Origin of the sequence: Isoptericola sp. b408 (assembly GCF_030588085.1) — a bacterium.
Taxonomy (GTDB): Bacteria; Actinomycetota; Actinomycetes; order Actinomycetales; family Cellulomonadaceae; genus Isoptericola; species Isoptericola sediminis.
On sequence record NZ_JAUQYQ010000002.1, the window covers coordinates 553,771 to 568,647 of the forward strand.

At 74.1% G+C, this 14,877-nt stretch carries 15 protein-coding genes and 1 tRNA gene; 10 read left to right on the plus strand and 6 right to left on the minus strand.

From position 1 onward, the window contains the following. Window positions 1-85: 85 nt before the first annotated feature. Window positions 86-1,135, minus strand: coding sequence for a glucose 1-dehydrogenase (locus Q6347_RS08260; protein WP_304607119.1), 1,050 nt, complete (start codon window positions 1,133-1,135; stop codon window positions 86-88). A 9-nt stretch (window positions 1,136-1,144) separates the two neighbouring features. After that, window positions 1,145-2,980: a glycoside hydrolase family 15 protein gene (locus Q6347_RS08265; RefSeq protein WP_304607120.1), complete on the minus strand. Its 1,836-nt coding sequence runs from the start codon at window positions 2,978-2,980 to the stop codon at window positions 1,145-1,147. Between the two features lie 124 nt (window positions 2,981-3,104). Here Q6347_RS08265 and Q6347_RS08270 point away from each other — a divergent pair. The 9 genes from Q6347_RS08270 to Q6347_RS08310 all read left to right on the plus strand — a co-directional run bounded on the left by Q6347_RS08270 (window position 3,105) and on the right by Q6347_RS08310 (window position 11,992). Then, window positions 3,105-3,189, plus strand: a tRNA-Leu gene (locus Q6347_RS08270). Window positions 3,190-3,368: 179 nt separating this feature from the next. Beyond that, entirely contained in the window at window positions 3,369-3,578 is a 210-nt protein-coding gene (locus tag Q6347_RS08275) for a hypothetical protein (RefSeq protein WP_304607121.1), read from the plus strand. A 109-nt stretch (window positions 3,579-3,687) separates the two neighbouring features. Then, entirely contained in the window at window positions 3,688-4,845 is a 1,158-nt protein-coding gene (locus Q6347_RS08280; protein ID WP_369810822.1) for an AI-2E family transporter, read from the plus strand. A gap of 31 nt (window positions 4,846-4,876) precedes the next feature. Next, window positions 4,877-5,479: a GNAT family N-acetyltransferase gene (locus Q6347_RS08285; RefSeq protein WP_304604048.1), complete on the plus strand. Its 603-nt coding sequence runs from the start codon at window positions 4,877-4,879 to the stop codon at window positions 5,477-5,479. Window positions 5,480-5,585: 106 nt separating this feature from the next. Continuing rightward, window positions 5,586-6,944, plus strand: a complete 1,359-nt coding sequence (locus tag Q6347_RS08290) for an NAD(P)/FAD-dependent oxidoreductase (RefSeq protein WP_304607122.1) — start codon at window positions 5,586-5,588, stop codon at window positions 6,942-6,944. Continuing rightward, window positions 6,941-7,861, plus strand: coding sequence for a bile acid:sodium symporter family protein (locus Q6347_RS08295; RefSeq protein WP_304607123.1), 921 nt, complete (start codon window positions 6,941-6,943; stop codon window positions 7,859-7,861). Before Q6347_RS08290 ends, Q6347_RS08295 begins: the two co-directional genes overlap by 4 nt. After that, complete coding sequence (locus Q6347_RS08300; RefSeq protein ID WP_304604045.1) at window positions 7,858-8,799, plus strand: SDR family oxidoreductase; 942 nt, start codon at window positions 7,858-7,860, stop codon at window positions 8,797-8,799. The genes Q6347_RS08295 and Q6347_RS08300 overlap by 4 nt, the downstream gene beginning before the upstream one ends. A 229-nt stretch (window positions 8,800-9,028) precedes the next feature. Further along, a complete protein-coding gene (locus Q6347_RS08305) occupies window positions 9,029-10,627 on the plus strand; it encodes an ABC-F family ATP-binding cassette domain-containing protein (RefSeq protein WP_304607124.1) in 1,599 nt (532 codons plus the stop codon). Between the two features lie 21 nt (window positions 10,628-10,648). Further along, entirely contained in the window at window positions 10,649-11,992 is a 1,344-nt protein-coding gene (locus tag Q6347_RS08310) for a M20/M25/M40 family metallo-hydrolase (RefSeq protein WP_304607125.1), read from the plus strand. Between the two features lie 6 nt (window positions 11,993-11,998). Here Q6347_RS08310 and Q6347_RS08315 read toward each other — a convergent pair whose 3' ends face one another. Genes Q6347_RS08315 through Q6347_RS08325 form a run of 3 tightly spaced genes read right to left on the minus strand, consistent with a single transcriptional unit; the run spans window position 11,999 to window position 13,482 of the window. Beyond that, window positions 11,999-12,493, minus strand: coding sequence for an NUDIX domain-containing protein (locus tag Q6347_RS08315; protein ID WP_304607126.1), 495 nt, complete (start codon window positions 12,491-12,493; stop codon window positions 11,999-12,001). A 4-nt stretch (window positions 12,494-12,497) separates the two neighbouring features. Then, entirely contained in the window at window positions 12,498-13,274 is a 777-nt protein-coding gene (locus tag Q6347_RS08320) for a fructosamine kinase family protein (protein WP_304607127.1), read from the minus strand. Between the two features lies 1 nt (window position 13,275). Next, a complete protein-coding gene (locus Q6347_RS08325; RefSeq protein ID WP_171248273.1) occupies window positions 13,276-13,482 on the minus strand; it encodes a DUF5703 family protein in 207 nt (68 codons plus the stop codon). Between the two features lie 73 nt (window positions 13,483-13,555). Here Q6347_RS08325 and Q6347_RS08330 point away from each other — a divergent pair, with 73 nt between their 5' ends. Continuing rightward, entirely contained in the window at window positions 13,556-13,813 is a 258-nt protein-coding gene (locus Q6347_RS08330) for a primosomal protein (RefSeq protein ID WP_304604041.1), read from the plus strand. Window positions 13,814-13,822: 9 nt separating this feature from the next. On the opposite strand, the gene Q6347_RS08335 is transcribed toward Q6347_RS08330, so the two are convergent. Continuing rightward, window positions 13,823-14,794 carry an aldo/keto reductase gene (locus Q6347_RS08335; protein ID WP_304604040.1) on the minus strand — a complete coding sequence of 324 codons (972 nt, stop codon included), beginning with the start codon at window positions 14,792-14,794 and terminating at the stop codon, window positions 13,823-13,825. Between the last annotated feature and the right edge of the window lie 83 nt (window positions 14,795-14,877).

Below are 14,877 nucleotides of genomic sequence, written 5' to 3' on the forward strand. Positions count from 1 at the left end.
GTCAGGGTCGGACGGAACGCTACACCTCCCTCGCGAGCACCGCAGAGCCGGGCGCTGCCGGCGCGATGGTCGACGCGCGCCCAGGTCAGACGAGGTCGACGACGACCTTGACGTCGTCGTCCTGCGGCGTGAGGGCCTCGACCGCGCGGTCCAGGGGCAGACGCCGGGTGACGAGGCGCGCCAGCCAGTCGCGGTCGGCCCCGGCCAGGGCCTCGGCCGCGGCGCGGTAGTGCCGGAGGTTGGCGTTCACGGAGCCCACGACGACGTCGTTCTCCAGCACGACGGACCGGTTGGCGGCGCCGGCGTCGACGCGCACCTGGTGACCCGCGGAGGAGATGCCGGTCAGGACCGTGATGCCGTAGGGCCGCGTGGACGTGACGGTGTCCATGACGACGGCGGGTGCGCCGGTGCACTCGACGATCACGTCCGGCTCGACCCGGTCGGCCACGGCGGTCGGGTCGTCGTGGTGGTAGGTCGCCCCGAGGTCGCGCACGAGGCCGGGTTTCGGGCCGTCGGTCGCGCGGTCGAGGACGTGCACGTCGAGCCCGCGCTGGGCTCCGACCAGGGCGGCGAGCAGGCCGATCGGCCCGGCGCCCGTCACGAGCACCCGCTGCGGGTCGAACCACGAGCGCACGCCGATCCGGTCCACCTGCTCCCAGGCCTTGGTCACGACGGTCGTGGGCTCGAGGAGCACGCCCACGTCGGCCAGGTCGGGGTCGAGGCGCACGGCGCGGTCCGCCGCGACCGTCCACCGCTCGGCGGCGAAGCCGTCGACCTCCTTGATCCCGTGCTCGGTGAACAGCCCGTTGCGGCACATGTCCCACTCGCCGTGGGCGCAGGCGCCGCAGGGCACCGGGTCGGGACGGCGGACGACCCCGACCACGAGGTCGCCGGGGGAGAACCCGGAGTCGTCCGGCGCCTCGCGGACCCTTCCCAGGGACTCGTGACCGAGCACGAGCCGCTCCTGGCCGGGCGGTGGGGCGCCGTGCTCGCCGCGGGCGATCTCGTGGTCCGTGCCGCAGATCCCGACCGCCACGCCGTCGACCAGCAGCTCGTCCGGACCGGCGACAGGGTCGGCCACGTCGGTGACGGCCAGGGAGTCGGCCTGCCCGGGGACGATGGTCAGTGCTCTCACGCGGTCTCCTCAGTCGGTGGGGTGCTCGGGCATGCCGGTCATGTCGGTGCCGGCGCCCCGGATCCCGGACAGGATGCGCGCGGAGTTCACGACGCCGAGGTGGCTGAACGCCTGCGGGACGTTGCCGAGCTGACGGCCCGCGGTGACGTCGAACTCCTCCGCCAGCAGCCCGAGGTCGTTGCGCAGACCGAGCAGCCGCTCGAACAGCGCGTGCGACTCGGCGTCGCGGCCGATCGCGTGCAGGGCGTCGACGAGCCAGAAGCTGGCGATCAGGAACGTGCCCTCGGTGCCCGCCAACCCGTCGACGCCGTCGGCGTCCTGGCGGTACCGCAGCAGCAGGCCGTCCCGACCGAGCTCACGCTGCACGGCGTCGACCGTGCCGATCACCCGGTGGTCCGACCACGGCAGGAAGCCCACCCGGGGAATGAGCAGCAGGGCCGCGTCGAGACCGCGCGACCCGTAGAACTGGGTGAAGGTGTTCCGCTCGGCGTCGTAGCCGTGGGTGAGCACGTCGGTGCGGATCGACTCGCGCAGCAGCCGCCACCGGTCGATCGGTCCGTCGAGGCCGAACCGCTCGACGCCGCGGATCATGGCGGAGACACCGGCCCAGGCCATGACGCGCGAGTGCACGAACGCCCGCTGCGGTCCGCGCACCTCCCACAGACCGTTGTCCACGTCGTCCCAGTGACCCTCCAGGTGGTCGAGCAGGGACCGTTGCAGCCGCCACGTGTCCTCGTCCTCGGCGATCCCGTTCGACCGGGTCAGGCTCAGGCCGACGAGGGCCTCGCCCCAGACGTCGAGCTGGAGCTGGTCGGCGGCGCCGTTGCCCACGCGGACCGGGGTGCTGCCCTCGTACCCCGGCAGCCAGTCGAGCGTGGTCTCCGGGAGCCGACGCCGCCCGTCGAGGCCGTACATGATCTGCAGGTCGGCCGGGTCTCCCGCCACGGAGCGCAGCAGCCACTCCCGCCAGGCCTTGGCCTCCTCCCGGTGGCCGGTGCTGAGCAGGGCCAGCAGGGTGAACGCGGCGTCGCGCAGCCAGCAGTACCGGTAGTCCCAGTTGCGAACACCCCCGAGCTGCTCGGGCAGCGACGTCGTGGCCGCCGCGGCGATCGCCCCGGTCGGGGCGTAGGTGAGCGACTTGAGCGTGATGAGCGACCGCCGCACGGCGTCGCCGTACCGGCCCTCGTACCGGGTGCGGCCGACCCAGTCGCGCCAGTACTCCAGGGTGTCGGACAGGGCCTCCTCGGCGTCCACCGGCTCGGGGACGGGGTCGTAGGAGCGGTGGTAGCTGAGCACGAAGGAGACGCGGTCGCCGGCGGACACCTCGAAGCGGGAGCCGATCGTCTCGCCCGAGACGGTGTGCGGAACGGTCGCGGCGAGGTTCAGCGCGTCGGGGCCCGCGACCGCGCAGACCGTGCCGCTGCGCTCGGTACCCAGGACGCTCGGCGACTCGGTGACCCAGGGGACGACGGCCCCGTAGTCGAACCGTGGGCGCAGGACGCTCTCGACGGCGACGCGGCCGCTGACGCCCTCGACGATCCGGACCATGTCGGGGGTGCGTCCACGCGGCGGCATGAGGTCCGTCACCCGGATGTGGCCGTCGGGCGTCTCCCACTCCGTCTCCAGCACCAGGGTCTCGCCGCGGTAGCGGCGCCGCGTGCACGTCCCGGCGCCGGCGGGAGCGACGCGCCACGACCCGTGCGAGTCGTCCCCCAGCAGGGCCGCCAGGCAGGCCGGGGAGTCGATGTCCGGCAGGCAGAGCCAGTCGACGCTGCCGTCGCGCCCGACGAGGGCGACCGTCTGCAGGTCGCCGACGATGCCGTAGTCCTCGATCCGCAGCGCCACCCGCTTCACGCTAGGGCAGCGGCGTGACCTGCGCCACGGCTCGACGGTTTGCAGGTCAGGGGCCTCGCCGTGCTATCTTTCTTACCGCGCCGGAACGGAGCAGGAGCTCCGGGACGGTCCACTCGTCCGGGTGGCGGAATGGCAGACGCGCTAGCTTGAGGTGCTAGTGCCCGTTATAGGGCGTGGGGGTTCAAGTCCCCCTCCGGACACTCGTTTGAGACAGCGACGTCGAAGGTCCCCGGTTCCACGACCGGGGGCCTTCGTCGTTCTCGGGCCGACGTATCACCGAGGAGCGTCGGGCTCTCCTCCACGATGAGGTGCGCGAGTCCCACCACCACTCGTGGGTGGGTAGGGGCTGCCCGCCCGGCTGCGTGCCGGCACGTCCGGCATGACGTGGGACGAACTCATCGAGTTGACGACGGGGAGCGACGTGGAATCTCAGGACACGCGGAGCGACCGCTCGCGGCAGGCTGCCGAGGCCTCTGACCGGGTGAGAGCGGCGGACGCCGCCGTGGCCGAGCTGCAAGCGACGATCGACGCGGCGCTCGCCGAGCTCAGGAGACTCCGCACCGAGGCGACCAGCACCACCGAGGACTGACGCATCGTCCGGGCGTCCCGGCCCGCGGACGTGCGCCGGGACGGCGGGTCCTCGTGCACCCAGCACGTCGGCGCAGCACACTGGTCACGTCCGAGGTGGAGGGAGTGTCGTGGCGGAGGCCAGGGAGAACGTCCCGCAGTGGTTGCGCAGCGCGGCAGGCTGGTCGTGGCGTCTGGTCATGCTGGTGGTGGCCGTCGCGCTGGTGGTGTACGCCACGGCCCAGGTGCAGTTCGTGTTCTTCGCGATCTTCCTGGCGCTCGTGCTCACCTCGGTGTTCAGCCCGCTGACCGACCTGTACCAGAAGGTGATGCCCCGCGCGCTGGCCACGGCGCTCGCGCTGCTCAGCGGGGTCGTGGTGTTCGGCGGCCTGATCACCTACGTCGTGGCGTCGGTGGCCGGGCAGTGGACCGAGCTCGGCGGGCAGTTCGAGACCGGTGTGCAGCAGATCCTCGACTTCCTCGAGACCGGGCTCTTCGGCCTGTCGATCAGCGCCGGCCAGCTCCAGGAGTGGCTGGACTCCGGGCAGCAGTGGGTGGCGGACAACGCTGAGAACCTCGTCGGGCAGGCCGCCGAGAGCGCCGGGTCCGTGCTCGAGGGGTTCATGGTCGCCGCGCTGGCGATCTTCCTGACCGTGTTCTTCGTCTACTCGGGCGAGCAGATGTGGCACTGGTTCCTGCACCAGGTGCCCGCCGAGCACCGCCGGCGGTGGGTCGAGGCGGCGGGTGCCGGCTGGTACACCTTCTCGGGCTTCGCCCGCGGCACCGTCATCATCGCGTTCATCGACGGCATCCTCGCCTTCGTCCTCCTGATGATCCTCGGGGTGCCGCTGGCCGCACCGCTGGCGGTGCTCGTGTTCATCGGCGCGTTCATCCCGCTCATCGGGGCGCCGCTGGCGATGATCATCGCCGCCGTCGTCGCCCTCGCCGCCGAGGGATTCATCACAGCGCTGATCGTCACGCTCGGCATCGCCGCCATCGGCCAGCTCGAGGGACACGTGCTGCAGCCGCTCATCATGGGCAAGCAGGTGGCCCTGCACCCGGTGGTGGTCGCGGTGGTCGTCCTCGCGGGAACCGTGCTGGCCGGGCTGCTGGGCGCGGTGGTGGCCGTGCCGCTGGTGGCGGTGGCCTGGACGGTGTTCTCGACGCTGCGCGGCGACCGGCCCGTCCCCGTGCCACCGGGGGCGATGGCGTCGCCGGATCCCCCCGACGACGACGGCGACGACGAGCCGGGCCCGGCGCCGGGGCCCGAGGGCCGCAGGGCGGTCTGACCCGCGCCGTCGCGCGTGACACGATTCGCCCATGCCACCGTTCGTCCTGCGCAGCCCCGAGGTCCTCCTGTCCGTCCCGACCCCGGCCGATATCGACCGCATCGCCGTCGTGTGCACCGACCCGGCGATCGCGGAGTGGACGACGGTCCCCTCGCCGTACACCCGTGCCGACGCCGAGACCTTCGTGACCGGCATGGTGGTCGACGGCTGGGCGCGCGAGACCATGTTCACCTGGGCCGTCCGAGCCCCCGGGCGGCCCGACGGCACCGTGCTCGGGATGATGGCGATCGGCCTGATCCCGGGTGGACCGGGGGACGCGCGCGCCGGGGAGATCGGCTTCTGGACCGCCCCTGACGCCCGCGGAAGGGGGCTGACGACCGCGGCCGGCCGTCTCGCGGCGGACTGGGCGCTGGACCCGTCCGGGCTCGCCCTCGAGCGTCTGCAGTGGCGCGGCTTCGAGGGCAACTGGGCCTCGCGGCGCGTGGCCTGGAAGCTCGGGTTCCGCTACGAGGGCCTGCTGCGACGGCACGGCGTGCGGAACGGCACGGTCTGCGACGACTGGATCGCCTCGCTGCTGCCGGAGGATCCCCGCGAGGCGAGCGAACCCTGGCCGCAGGAGGCCCCGACCTCCTGAGCGTCGGCTGGGCCTCTGCTGGGAAACCCGCGGCGGCGCCCGCCGTACACTCCCGTGCTACCCACGTCACGCCCGGGCGTGGGGGACACGAAGGAGTGCTCACGCCATGACGCAGCCACGACGGGTCGCGGTCGTCGGTGCCGGACCGTCCGGCCTGGCCGCCGCCCGCGCCCTGGACCGGCACGGACTCGCGCTGACGGGGTTCGAGGCCCACGACGACGTCGGCGGTCTGTGGGACATCGACAACCCCCGCTCGACCGTCTACGAGTCGGCGCACCTCATCTCCTCGCGGACCACCACCGAGTTCGCCGAGCTGCCGATGGCCACGCAGGTCGACTACCCGAGCCACCGCGAGCTGCTGCGCTACTTCCACGACTACGCCGACACCTTCGACCTGCGCCGCCACTACCGGTTCGGCACGCGGGTCACCGCCGTCGAGCCCGGGGACGGGGACGCCAGCGGGCGCTCCGGGTGGGACGTCTGCTCCACCGGGCCCGACGGCGCCTCGAGACGGGAGCGGTTCAGCCACGTCGTCGTCGCCAACGGCACCCTGGCCGAGCCGAACGTGCCGACCTTCGACGGCGAGTTCTCCGGGGAGCTGCTGCACTCGTCCGAGTACAAGCGGGCCGAGGTGTTCGCGGGCAAGCGGGTGCTGGTGGTCGGCGGCGGCAACTCCGGCTGCGACGTGGCGGTCGACGCCGTGCACCGGGCGGCGTCGGTCGACCTGTCGGTGCGCCGCGGGTACTGGTTCGTCCCGCGGTACCTGCTCGGGCGCCCCACGGACACCCTCAACCAGGGCCGTCCGCTGCCGGCGCGGATCAAGCAGGCCGTGGACTCGCGCGTGCTGACCCTGCTCAACGGCGACCCGCAGCGGTTCGGCTTCCCGGCGCCGGACCACAAGATCTACGAGTCCCACCCCGTGGTGAACTCCCTCGTGCTGCAGCACGCCGGCCAGGGCGACCTGCGGGTCCGCCGCGACATCGAGCGGTTCGCGGGCCGGACCGTGCACTTCGTCGACGGCACCAGCGGGGAGTACGACCTCGTGCTGCTGGCCACCGGGTACAAGCTGGACTACCCGTTCGTCGACCCCAAGCACCTCGCCTGGGACGGCCCCGGCTCGGGGACGGCGCCCGGGCTGTTCTGCAACATCGTCCCGCCGTCGCTCAACGGGCTCTTCGTCGTCGGGATGCTCGAGGCCTCGGGCATCGGGTGGCAGGGACGCGCGGAGCAGGCGGAGCTCGTCGCCCGCTACCTCGCCGCCGAGGCCGCGAGCGCCGACGGCGACGTCACCGCCCGCGACCGGGTGGCGGCGTTCCGGCGCCGGGTCGGCGAACCGTGGCCCGACCTGACCGGCGGCTACCGCTACCTCGGCCTGGAGCGGATGAGCTACTACGTCAACAAGGACGCCTACCGTCGCACCGTGCGCCGGCTCGCCGACGAGCTCGGGGCGGGGGACGGCCGATGAGCATCGACGACGTCGCGGTGAACTTCTCCGAGGGCTCGATGGTCGCGCTGAGCGTCGTCCTGGCGCTCATCATGCTCGGCATCGCCCTGGACACCTCGCCGGCCGACTTCCGGGTGCTGCGCCGCGCCCCGCGCGCGGCGGTCCTGGCGCTGGCCGCCCAGATCGTGCTGCTGCCGGCCGTGACCTTCCTGCTGACGCTCGTGCTCGGCGTCCAGGCGTCCATCGCGCTGGGCATGATCCTCGTGGCCTGCTGCCCACCGGGGAACGTCTCGCAGATCCTCACCTACCGCTCGGGCGGCAACGTGGCGCTGTCGGTGTCGCTGACCGCCGTCGGCAACGCGCTGTACCTGGTCGCCATGCCGCTGAACATCGCGCTCTGGGGCAGCCTGCACCCCACGGGTCGCGACATCCTGGCCGAGGTCAGCCTCGACCCGCTGGAGATGATGCTCGACATCGTGCTCATCATCGGCGTGCCCTTCGCGCTCGGGCTCCTGGTGCGCACGCGGTGGCCCGCCCTGGCGGCCCGGGCGCACCGGCCGGTGCACGTGGTGAGCATCCTGGCGCTGATCGGCTTCGTCGTCGCCGCGCTGGCGGGCAACTTCGCCGTCTTCGTCGCCTGGGTCGGTGTCGTGCTGGTGGCCGTGTTCCTGCACGACGCCGTCGCCCTGGCGCTCGGGTACGCCGCGGCCCGCGCGGGGCGGCTCGAGACCCGCGAGCGCAAGGCCGTGACGTTCGAGGTCGGCATCCGCAACGCCGCGCTCGGGCTGGGGCTGGTCATGACGTTCTTCGACGGCATCGGCGGGATGGCCGTCGTGGCCGGCTGGTGGGGCATCTGGGACATCATCGCCGGGCTCGCGCTGGCGACCGTGTGGGCGCGGCGCACCCGCGTGCGCCAGGCCCAGGAGGTGTCGGCGTGAGGCGGGTCCTGGTCACCGGCGGCTCGGGGTTCCTCGGGTCGCACGCCGTCGCGGCGCTCGCCGCACGCGACGACGTCGCGCACGTCGTCTCCGCCGACCTGCGCACGCCCGCCTCGGTGCCGGACGGCGTCACCGCGGTCACGCTCGACGTCACGGACGCCGCCGCGGTCCGTGACGCGATCGCGACGCACCGGGTCGACACGGTGGTCCACCTCGCGGCCATCGTGAACCCCGGCACCCTGGACGAGGAGACCGAGCGCCGTGTCGACGTCGACGGCACCCGGCACGTGCTGGAGGCGTGCGTCGGCGGGGGAGTGTGCCGTGTGGTGATCTCCTCCTCGGGCGCCGCCTACGGCTACCACGCCGACAACCCCGTCCCGCTGCGCGAGTCCGACCCGCTGCGGGGGAACGAGGAGTTCACCTACTCCCGGCACAAGCGCCTCGTGGAGGAGCTGCTCGCCACCTACCGGCGCGACCACCCGGAGCTGGAGCAGGTGATCCTGCGCATCGGCACGATCCTCGGCCCGGGGGTGGCCAACCAGATCACCGCGCTGTGGGACGCGCCGCGGCTGATCCGCGTGCGGGGCTCGCAGGGGCCGTTCGTCTTCGCCTGGGTCGACGACGTCACCGGAGCGATCGTCACCGGGGCCACCGGGACGGCGACCGGGGCGTTCAACGTCTGCGGCGACGGACGCCTGACCGTCGCCGACATCGCCGACCGGCTCGGCAAGCGCACGCTCGACGTGCCCGCCGGCCTGCTCGCCGGGGCGCTGCGCGTCGGCAGGGCGCTGCGCCTGACCGTGCACGGGCCCGAACGGGTCGGGTTCCTGCAGCACCGCCCGGTGCTGGACAACACCCGGCTGCGCACCGAGCTCGGGTACACCCCGCGGTACACGAGCGCCGAGGCGTTCGAGCAGTGGCTGCGCGTGCGCCCCTGACCGGCGCGGAAAGACGTTGCGGTGACCGCCCCGCGGCTGCCAGCCTGCTCGGGAGCCCCCGCGGACAGGCCGCGTGTGACAGGGGGGCGGACGGAAGGGACGCCGGTGACCGACACGGCGCACGGTCCGACGACCTCGCGCTGACGCCTGCCCACCCGCACCCGGACCGGTGCACCACCCGGTGGACGGCCGACGTCGGCGCACGACCGCCGCGCCCCCGGGAGATCCCGTGCCCACCCCTGCTCCGTCCCCTGCCGTCGCCCTGCGCGACCTCACCTTCACCTGGCCCGACGGCGCGATCGCCCTCGACGCCCTCACCGGGACCTTCCCGGCCGCACGCACCGGCCTGGTCGGTGACAACGGCACCGGCAAGTCCACGCTGCTGCGGCTGATCGCCGGCGAGCTCGCCCCGTCCTCCGGGACCGTGTCCGTGGCCGGTACCGCGGGCTACGTGCCGCAGCGCCTCACCCTCGACACCGACGCGACCGTCGCGGACCTCCTCGGCCTCCGGACCGCCCTCGACGCCGTGCGGGCGATCGCCGACGGCGACGTGCGCCCCGAGCAGTTCGACGCCGTCGGGGACGACTGGGACGTCGAGGAGCGGGCCGTGGCGGCGCTCGCAGCCACGGGGCTTCCGCACACCGACGGCGCCCTGGACCGCGCCGTCGGCACCCTGTCCGGCGGCGAGGCCGTGCTCACCGCCCTCACCGGCCTGCGCCTGCGCCGTCCCGACGTGGCGCTGCTCGACGAACCCACCAACAACCTCGACGGCCACGCCCGGGAACGTCTCGCCGAGCTCGTGCGCACCTGGCGGGGCGCCCTCGTCGTGGTGTCCCACGACCGGGAGCTCCTCGAGCTCACGGACGCCACCGCCGAGCTGCGCGCCGGGTCGCTGACGACGTTCGGCGGACCGCACGGCGCCTACGAGCGGCATCTCGCCGTGCAGCAGGAGGCCGCCCTGCGGTCGGTGCGGGACGCCGAGCAGACCTGGCGCCGCGAACGCCGCGAACGGATCAAGATCGCCGAGCGGGTCGCGCACTCGCAGCGCCAGGGTCGCAAGGACGCGGCCGACGCGAAGTTCGTCAAGGCGGCGATCAACGACCGACGCAACGCGGCCGAGAAGTCGCAGGGCGCGCGGCGCGGGGCCGCCGCGGCCGCGGAGAGCACGGCGCGCACCGCCGTCGAGACCGCCCGGAGCGCGGTCCGTGACGACGACCGCATCACGGTCGACCTGCCGGACCCGCAGGTCCCGGCGTCGCGGCGCATCGCGGTGCTCGGGTCGTCCGACGGCCGGGACGTCGTCGTCGCCGGCCCCCAGCGTGTCGCCCTGACCGGGGCGAACGGCGTGGGCAAGACGACGCTGCTGCAGCGGCTGCTCGCCGGCCCGTCCCCGGCCGGTGAGCTGTGCACGGACCGGGTCGGGTACCTGCCCCAGCGCCTGGACGGCCTGGACCCGCGCGCCACCGTGCTGGAGGCCGTGCGCACCGGAGCCCCCGGCGTCACCCCGGGCGAGCTGCGCGCCCGGCTGGCACGGTTCCTCGTGCGCGGCGCCCAGGTCGAGCGCCTGGTGGCCACGCTGTCCGGCGGAGAGCTGTTCCGGGTGCACCTGGCCCGGCTGCTGCTCGCGGAGCCCCCCGCACAGCTCCTGGTGCTGGACGAGCCGACGAACAACCTGGACCTGGCCAGCGTCGACCGCCTCGTCGAGGCCCTGGCGTCGTACCGGGGCGCGCTGCTGGTGGTCAGCCACGACCGGTCGTTCGTGGACCGGCTCGGCGTGGACGCCCGGCTGGTCCTCGACGCCGAGGGACGGCTGTCCGCGGCCGGCTGACCCCGTGGGTACGGTGTGTGCGTGAACGCACCCGGGAACGACCAGCCCCAGCCCACCGCCGCCGACGAGGTCGTCGGGATCTGCCAGGACCTGCTGCGGATCGACACGTCCAACTACGGCGAGAACCAGGGACCCGGCGAGCGCAAGGCCGCCGAGTACGTGGCCGGTCTGCTCGCCGACGTCGGGCTCGAGCCGCAGATCTTCGAGTCCCGGCCGGGCCGCACCTCGGTCGTGGCCCGGTTCGAGGGCAGCGACCCGACGCGGGACGCCCTCGTGCTGCACGGGCACACCGACGTCGTGCCCGCGCAGGCGTCGGACTGGTCGGTCGACCCGTTCGCCGGCGAGGAGATCGACGGGCTGCTGTGGGGGCGCGGCGCCGTCGACATGAAGGACATGGACGCGATGATCCTGGCGGTCGTGCGCCAGATGGTCCGCGAGGGCCGTCGCCCGGCACGGGACGTCGTGATCGGCATGTTCGCCGACGAGGAGGCCGGCGGTGTGCTGGGCGCCCGCTGGCTGGTGGACCACCACCCCGAGCTCTTCGAGGGGGCCACCGAGGCCGTCAGCGAGGTCGGCGGGTTCTCGGTGGACGTCGGCGGCCGGCGCGCCTACCTGGTCCAGACCGCCGAGAAGGGGCTCGCCTGGCTGCGCCTGGTGGCCGACGGCCGGGCCGGCCACGGGTCGCAGGTCAACCACGAGAACGCCGTCACCGAGCTGGCGGCCGCGGTGGCCCGCATCGGCAAGCACGCCTGGCCGTACACGCTGACCCCCACGGTGGAGCGGCTGCTGCGCGGCGTGTCGGACCTGACCGGCCTGCCCTTCGACCCGGAGGGCGGCGCCGACCGGGAGCAGGTGGACGCCCTGGTGGCCGCCCTCGGGCCCGCCGCGAAGTTCGTCGGGGCCACCGTGCGGCACACGACGAACCCGACCCAGCTCGACGCCGGGTACAAGGCGAACGTGATCCCCGGGTCCGCCACCGCGGCGCTGGACATGCGCACGGTGCCCGGTCACGACGCCGAGGCCTGGGACGTGCTGCGCGAGCTCGCCGGGCCGCAGGTGCGCGTCGAGACCATCCACGCCGACCGCTCCCTGGAGGTGCCCTTCAGCGGGGGACTGGTGGACGCGATGGTCGACGCGCTGCACGCCGAGGACCCGAGCGCCGCCGTCCTGCCCTACACGCTGTCCGGCGGCACGGACAACAAGTCGCTGGCCCGCCTCGGCATCACCGGCTACGGCTTCGCGCCGCTGCGGCTGCCCGCCGAGCTGGACTTCGCCGGCATGTTCCACGGCGTCGACGAGCGTGTCCCGGTCGACGCCCTGAAGTTCGGCACGCGGGTCCTGGACCGGATGCTGTCGACCTGCTGAGCGCCCTCAGGTCGAGGCGTCCGGGTCGTCCAGCGCCCGTTCGAGCCCGTCGACCAGGTCGGCTTGTCCGCGCACGACCACCCGGCGCGCCTCGTCCGGGCTGAACCAGGCGACCCGGTCGATCTCCGGGACGTCCACGTGGCGGCCCGACCGGGGCGGCCACTCGATCCGGACGGTGTTGCTGCGCACCGCCTCCGGGTCGGGGCCGGGCGGCGGCCAGCGCCGGGCCCACGCCCGGACCCGTTTGCCGGAGCGCTGGCGCACCTCGCCGAGGTCGAGGTCCGGCACGGTCTCCGTGGGAAGCGGCACGCCCAGCTCCTCGGCGGCCTCCCGGACGGCGGCGGTGTGGGCGTCCTCGTCCGCACCGACCTCACCCTTGAGGATCGTCCAGGCGCCCACCTCGCGGCGAGCCCAGAACGGGCCGCCCATGTGCGCCAGGAGCACCGCGAGCCGGCCGTCGGTGCGACGGTAGAAGAGCAGCCCGGCGCTGGTGACCGGCACGGTGTCACCCGCCCAGCGCGGCCATCGACCGCCTGGTCCCGTCGACGTACCCGCCGCCGAACAGCACCGCGTGCACCGCCAGGGGGTAGAGCTGGTGCAGCGCGACGCGGTCCTCCCACCCGGCGGCCAGCGGGTGCACGGCGTCGTAGCCGACGACGATCTCGTCCAGGTGCGGCGCACCGAAGAGAGCGAGCATGGCCAGATCCGTCTCCCGGTGGCCACCGTGGGCGGCGGGATCGATGAGCGCCGCCTCGGTGCCGCCGTCGTCGTCGGCGGTCCACATCAGGTTGCCCGACCACAGGTCGCCGTGCAGCCGCGCCGGGGAGTCCGGCGGACCGGCGAGGTCGGGCAGCACCCGGCACACCGCCTCCATCGCCTCGGCGTCGCGGCGACCGAGCACCCCGCGCTCGAGCCCCTGGGCGACGATCGGTCGCAGCCGCGCCTCGGCGTAGAACGTCGGCCAGTCCTCGAACGCGCCGGCGGGCATGTCGAGCGGGTCGTCCAGCGGCCCGAACCATCCCTGTTCGGCGTCCGGGGGCAGGGCGCCGAAGGCGGGGGCTCCGGCGTCGTGCAGCGTCGCCAGCCGGCCGCCGAAGGCGCGGGCGGCCGCCGCGGTCGGCGGGGCCGCGTCGAGACGTTCGAGGTCGAGGTGCCCCGGGCCGGTCTCCAGCACCCGGGCCACCCGGGGCCCGCCGTCGACCGTGAGCCAGCGCAGCCCCGCCGCCTCGGTGTCGAAGAACCCGGCCGGCGCGCCGGCGCGGGACTTGCGGAAGGTCTCCATCTCAGAGCGTCGAGGTCGCCTTGATGATCTTGCGGCGCAGCCACACCCGCCGCTCTCCACCCAGGTAGAGGCGGGTGCGGGCGAGCTCCCACCGTCCGTACTCGGCCTCCTCGGTGAGCCGCTTGCGGGCGTCCGGCACCGAGGTGCCGCGGTCGATCGTGACCACCCGGTACTCGTACTGCCCGTGCGTGCGCCAGCTCGATGCCATCCGTCGCCTCCCGATCAGGCCGTGCGTCGTTTTCGTGTGCCCATTCTGCCGCTCTTGGCGCTACGGTCGGAGCATGACCGCTGACCCGCGTGCCGCGCTGGACCGTTTCGTCGCCGCCCTCGAGGGGCACTTCCACGCGGTGTCCTCCCGCCGGGGGGACGAGGACCCCGCCGTCGACGACGCCTACGAGGTGCTCGCCGACGCGTTCGAGGTGTACGAGGACGCGCTGGCGCAGGCCTACAGCGAGGTGACGCCGTTCTACCTCGACGACGATGACGACGACGAGGACGAGGACTACGACGAGGACGACGACGAGGCCAGTGCCCGCTGAGGCGGGCCGCTACCAGCGCTCGGGGTAGCCCAGGGACAGCCCGGAGACGTCGTCGAGGGCCCCGTGCACCTCGGCCGGCAGGTCGAGGTCCACCGCCCCCGTCGCCCCGCGCAGGTGGACCGGGGTCCGCGCCCCCACGATGGCGGACGCCACCTGGGGGCGGGCGAGCAGCCAGGCCAGGGCCACCTCCAGGGGGGCGCGGCCCAGACCGTCCGCGGCCGTGGCGACGGCCTCGACGACGGACGCCGCGCCCGCGTCCTCGACGTACGGCTCGACGAAGCCGGCCAGCCGGTTCGAGGCACCCCGTGAGTCCGCCGGGACGCTGCGCCGGTACTTGCCGGTCAGCACGCCGCGGCCGAGCGGCGACCAGGCGAGCAGCCCGAGACCCAGGGCGGCGGCCGCCGGCCCGACCTCTCGTTCCAGCCCGCGCTGCAGCAGCGAGTACTCCAGCTGCAGGGCCGCGAGCCCGATGCCGTCGGTCGACTCCAGCAGCGTCGCGGCCCGCGCCGAGGCCCAGGCCGGGAAGTTCGAGAGCCCGACGTAGCGTGCCCGGCCGGACGTCACGGCCAGCCGCAGGGCCGAGACGGTCTCCTCCAGCGGCGTGACGGGGTCGGGGCACGCGACCAGGAACAGGTCGACGTGGTCGGTGCCCAGCCGCTGCAGGGAGGCGTCCAGCTCGCCCAGCAGCCCCCCGCGCGACGCGTCGCGACGCGTGCCCTCCGGGCCGTGGCGCACCCCGGCCTTCGTCGCGATCACCAGCTCCTCGCGTGCGACGGGGCCGTCCAGCAGGTCGCCGAGCATCTGCTCGGCGTCCCCGTCGCCGTACGCGGCCGCGGTGTCGACGAGCGACCCGCCCGCGTCCAGGAACGCCCGCAGGATCTGTGCAGCGTCGTCCGCGTCCGTGTCGCGACCCCACGACATGGTGCCGAGTCCCAGCGCCGAGACGTGCAGCCCCGAGCCTCCCACCTGGCGTCTTTCCATGGCCGTGACCCTACCGGCGGGGCGCGACCGCGCCCCGGAACCTCGCCGGAGGCCGGGACGGCACGTGCCGGAGCCCACCTGCA

Bases quoted from the DNA above. Each gene is read 5' to 3' on its own strand.
- Q6347_RS08285 (WP_304604048.1), top strand. From the start codon at position 4,877: ATGCCACCGTTCGTCCTGCGCAGCCCCGAGGTCCTCCTGTCCGTCCCG.
- Q6347_RS08275 (WP_304607121.1), top strand. From the start codon at position 3,369: ATGACGTGGGACGAACTCATCGAGTTGACGACGGGGAGCGACGTGGAA.
- Q6347_RS08290 (WP_304607122.1), top strand. From the start codon at position 5,586: ATGACGCAGCCACGACGGGTCGCGGTCGTCGGTGCCGGACCGTCCGGC.
- Q6347_RS08325 (WP_171248273.1), bottom strand. From the start codon at position 13,482: ATGGCATCGAGCTGGCGCACGCACGGGCAGTACGAGTACCGGGTGGTC.
- Q6347_RS08320 (WP_304607127.1), bottom strand. From the start codon at position 13,274: ATGGAGACCTTCCGCAAGTCCCGCGCCGGCGCGCCGGCCGGGTTCTTC.
- Q6347_RS08330 (WP_304604041.1), top strand. From the start codon at position 13,556: ATGACCGCTGACCCGCGTGCCGCGCTGGACCGTTTCGTCGCCGCCCTC.
- Q6347_RS08295 (WP_304607123.1), top strand. From the start codon at position 6,941: ATGAGCATCGACGACGTCGCGGTGAACTTCTCCGAGGGCTCGATGGTC.
- Q6347_RS08335 (WP_304604040.1), bottom strand. From the start codon at position 14,794: ATGGAAAGACGCCAGGTGGGAGGCTCGGGGCTGCACGTCTCGGCGCTG.